This window comes from Pseudoalteromonas sp. NEC-BIFX-2020_002, assembly GCF_013002825.1.
Lineage (GTDB): Bacteria > Pseudomonadota > Gammaproteobacteria > Enterobacterales > Alteromonadaceae > Pseudoalteromonas > Pseudoalteromonas neustonica.
This window is the reverse complement of sequence record NZ_JABEPJ010000039.1, coordinates 1-2,145: the sequence shown is the minus strand read 5'-3', so window position 1 is coordinate 2,145 and position 2,145 is coordinate 1. Positions and strand designations below refer to the sequence as shown.

Below are 2,145 nucleotides of genomic sequence, written 5' to 3'. Positions count from 1 at the left end.
GTAATGGCGCGCATGCCAGCGCCATACTCTATAGTCTTGTTGAAACCGCAAAGGCAAATGATCTTGTAGTGCATGACTACATCTCAACGTGCTTGCAACATATTGCAGAGCAGCCAAGTAACCTTGAACCGCTATTACCTTGGAATATTAAGCAAGGCTAGGTGTCGTTAGCCATACGCTTACGGTATCACCAGTAAAGGCCCTTGTAGAAGCTCAAAAACAAAAGGAATTAACATTGCGCTAGGCAACGACTACTTAGCATCACAAGGTTTAGTGTCATTGAAAGATATTTGGATCAATATTCATTACAGGAGATGAACCGCCCATTGCGGACCCGCATGATGGGTGGTGTGGGGGCTGGAGGTTAGAGACCTCCGGCTACCCGATTATGTGATTTTATAAATTATTACCTGCGTAATGAACTATTGCATCACCTAAATAGTCAACCATTTCTGGGTGGTAAGAGTTATGGAATTTTTTCATATCTTCATTTTCTTTATAAAAGATTCCCATACCTATATATGCTTCTTTAGATGGGGTATAAAAACGACAAGCGATTTCAAAGTGCTCTTTCATTAACGTTTGAACATTCGCGTTATCAACGGCTGTTTCATCGGCGTATTCTGCTAATTTTTTATATAAAACATCCCAATCCTGATGGACAAGCTCTCTATTAACATGCGCCCAGTTATCAGTGGTTGATAAACTGTGAGTCTGTTCTACGTCAAGAGAGTTTTTACATTCAGTTAAATACTCTTTACTCAATTTATTCATTTATAGATATTCCATTAATTTATATTTATAAGTGCCAAACTTGGCGAATCACATAACGAGGCTGTAGAATAACTCTAACAGCCAAATTCAATTAAAAAACAAGCTCCTGTAATTAACTCTAAGCGTTTTTAAAGCATTAGGTAATGCATTTGGAACCCATAAAACAGGCTGTTTTTCTTAAAAAAGAGTAATTCTACAGCCACAACGCCCTGTTAACAGGCTAAATATTGTTGGCTAGAATAAGCGACGAAGGAGCAAAAGCCAACTGTATTTTGTCCTTGTTAAACAGCTTGTTATATTTTAATTAACAACATACTCAGCAAATTTTTCGTGATTGAGTAGAGTTGAATTATGATAGTTTTTTAGCCAAATAAACTTATCAATAACCTTTTGTAGTTTTTGTATTTCTGATGCATTTAAACCAGCTTTTCGCGATTCTAATTCAGTTAATTTGCCTTCAATAGCTTCGGAGTGCCTCTGAAAGAATAGTTTGGACTGTTCAAGGCCATACAAATACATAGGCAAATTTATTTTAGCTTGATCCGAGACCATTTTTACGTTTAGGTCAACTTGAGAAAGGTTGTACCCCAAATAATCTAGATAATGCACCCCATCATCATCTAACTTAATAATATTGTGACCGCCATACATAATGTCAGATAGTTTCGTAATACTATTTTTTAATTGCTTATCTTCCAGAACCTCAGGACTAAATACTATTCTAGGATGAATTGCTAATGAACTTTCAGCTTTATAAGCACTTATTAACCCTTCTCCAACTACAAAGTGATCCTTTATATAACAGTATTTAGTTGAAATCCCCCCTCGAAGAAAAAGTCCTTTTTGGGAGAAACAATTAAATATAACAGCTTGTAAGCGCATCAATATGATAAATAAAGCATTAGCAGAGTGCATATACTTTAGCTGATTGTTTTTGAGTGATTTAACTTCTTTAGGGGTAAACGTTATTATTAGAGAATCAGATATAAACGCGTGCTGAACGTCATAATACATATAAAGGTCAAATGACTTATCTTTTTTATATTGTTCCTTTACTTCAGGACGATTAGAAAAATCCAAACCACCTTTATTATCTTCCATGAAAGAAATAAATTCCTTTGCTTTAGCCTCCGAATTAATCGCACCATTAATATCTCGGTAACCAAGCATATCAATGAAAAGTGTCCATTGTATCAATTTCACACGAAACTCCATTTAAAATATAACATTTTAGTATTTATGCAACACGCAGTTTGTGTTGCATAATCGCTTGTTGGACTGAGGCGCTACCTGCTCGGTGTGTTCGCGTTGGTATTGTTTATGCTATGGGAATTTGCTTTTTATGGCCTAACCGATATTTAGCCAATTTCA

Annotated in this window: 3 protein-coding genes; 1 reads left to right on the top strand and 2 read right to left on the bottom strand. The window is 35.8% G+C overall.

Annotation, left to right across the window (positions count from 1 at the left end; translation table 11 throughout):
- The first annotated feature begins 23 nt into the window (after positions 1-23).
- On the top strand, positions 24-161 hold the full coding sequence (locus tag HJP15_RS21535; protein ID WP_269432728.1) for a transposase domain-containing protein: 138 nt from the start codon (positions 24-26) through the stop codon (positions 159-161).
- Positions 162-396: 235 nt separating this feature from the next.
- On the opposite strand, the gene HJP15_RS21530 is transcribed toward HJP15_RS21535, so the two are convergent.
- A complete protein-coding gene (locus tag HJP15_RS21530) occupies positions 397-774 on the bottom strand; it encodes a TipAS antibiotic-recognition domain-containing protein (RefSeq protein WP_170174620.1) in 378 nt (125 codons plus the stop codon).
- A gap of 300 nt (positions 775-1,074) precedes the next feature.
- Positions 1,075-1,977 (bottom strand): hypothetical protein, encoded by a 903-nt coding sequence (locus HJP15_RS21525; RefSeq protein ID WP_170174618.1) that lies wholly within the window; start codon positions 1,975-1,977, stop codon positions 1,075-1,077.
- Positions 1,978-2,145: the final 168 nt, after the last annotated feature.